This is a genomic window from Enterobacter sp. C6 (assembly GCF_008122455.1).
In the GTDB taxonomy this organism is placed as follows: domain Bacteria; phylum Pseudomonadota; class Gammaproteobacteria; order Enterobacterales; family Enterobacteriaceae; genus Enterobacter; species Enterobacter pseudoroggenkampii.
This window is the reverse complement of sequence record NZ_QPFW01000046.1, coordinates 1-1,707: the sequence shown is the minus strand read 5'-3', so window position 1 is coordinate 1,707 and position 1,707 is coordinate 1. Positions and strand designations below refer to the sequence as shown.

The 1,707-nt window shown below is 67.1% G+C and carries 1 protein-coding gene; it reads left to right on the top strand.

Annotated features, from left to right (window positions below):
• Positions 1-1,707 (top strand): beta strand repeat-containing protein (locus DOU50_RS00320; protein ID WP_416202932.1); only part of this gene is annotated, 1,707 nt, incomplete at both ends.

Genomic DNA, 1,707 nt, shown 5'->3' with positions numbered 1-1,707 from the left:
CGTGTCGGCTCAGGGCGGGGCGCTAACCGTCACGAGCAAACAGGGAATGGCGCTTGCGGATGCGACGCTGACGGGCCAGGCCGACACCACGCTGTCCACCGACGGCAGCCTGACGCAGCGCGGCGGCAGCGTCACCAGCAAAGGCGCGCTCAGCGTGGCGGCCGGGAAAGATATCACGCTGACGAATACCCGCAGCGGTAGCGATACCCGCGCGACCCTCAGCAGCGGCGGCACGCTGTCATCCACGGCCAGTGCGGTCTCGGCAGGAGAGAATCTGGCCCTGAGCGGCGGGCAGCTGGTGCTGGACGGCCAGAGCCGGGCCGATGCCACGGGCGATATCCGCCTGACGGGCAGCGCCGTCAGTAATCAGGGGCAGGTGAATGCGGGGCGTGACATTGCCCTCTCCGGCGACAGGGTATCCACCAGCGGCCAGCTGGCGGCGAAAGGCCACCTTGACGTGAACGCAGGAGTGCTGACAAACGGCGGCACGGTGCAGGGTAACGGCGTCACCCTGAAGGGGCAGACGGTCACTAACAGCGGTACCCTGCAGAGCGCCGGCAACCTGGCGCTGAGCGTTGATACCCTGGAGCAGCGGGGCACGCTGAGCGCGAAAGGCAATGCAAACGTCACGGCGCAGCAGGCCCTGCGTAACAGCGGCAGCCTGCTGGCTGACGGGGCGATGAGCGTGACGGCAGACGCGCTTGAACAGAACGGCACCCTGTCCGGCGCGACGGCGCTGACGGCGCAGGCCGGCACCCTGACCAGCGGTCAGGCGTCCCGTACCACCAGTCAGGGCAATGTACAGATTTCCGCGACCCGCAGCGCCAGCCTGAACGGGCAGACGGACGCGGCGGGGGCATTAACCGTCAGCACCGGCGACCTGACCACCGGCCGGGATGCGCATCTGCAGAGCGGGCAGGGGCTTACCCTGCAGGCGCAGAATGCCGCGCTGAACGGCACGCAGGCGGCGAAGGGTGCTCTGTCGGTGACGGCGGGCACCCTTGCGCACGCCGGGAAATCCACCGGTAACGCGCTGAGTTTTAACGCGACCGGCGACCTGACCAGCGGCGGAGAGCTTACCGCCAGCGCCATCGCGCTCAGCGGACAGAACATCCTCCAGTCCGGCGTCGCAAAAGCGGATCGCATGACCCTGACGGCTCCTGACCGCATCATCAGCAGCGGTACGCTGGTTGCCGGTACGCTGGCGCTGGACGCTGCCTCGGTGGAGAACAGCGGACTGCTGCAGGGGACCACCCTGCTCGGCCTGAAGACCGGTTTACTCACAAACCTCGCGGGCGGATCGGTCTACAGCACGCAGGATTTAACGCTGAACGTTCCGGTGCTGTCTAACAGCGGGCTTATCACCACTGACGGCACATTGCGCCTCCGGGGCGACACGCTGACAAACCAGGGTGAAATCAACGGCGTCAGCCTGAGCAGCGACTACCTCAGCCTGACCAACACCGATACCGGACGTCTGCTGGCGGACGACCGGCTCACCCTGAACGGCACTGCGTTTGCTAACGCGGGCAATATTGCAGCCAGCGACCTGCACATCACGGCGAACAGCCTGCAAAACCAGGGCACCGTCGAGGGGGACTCGGCGCTGACGCTCGGCGTGGCAGACCTCACTAACCGTGGCGCGCTGCGCAGCAGCGGAACGCTGACGCTCGGCGGCGACACGCTGGCCAACAGCGGCGAGCTCAG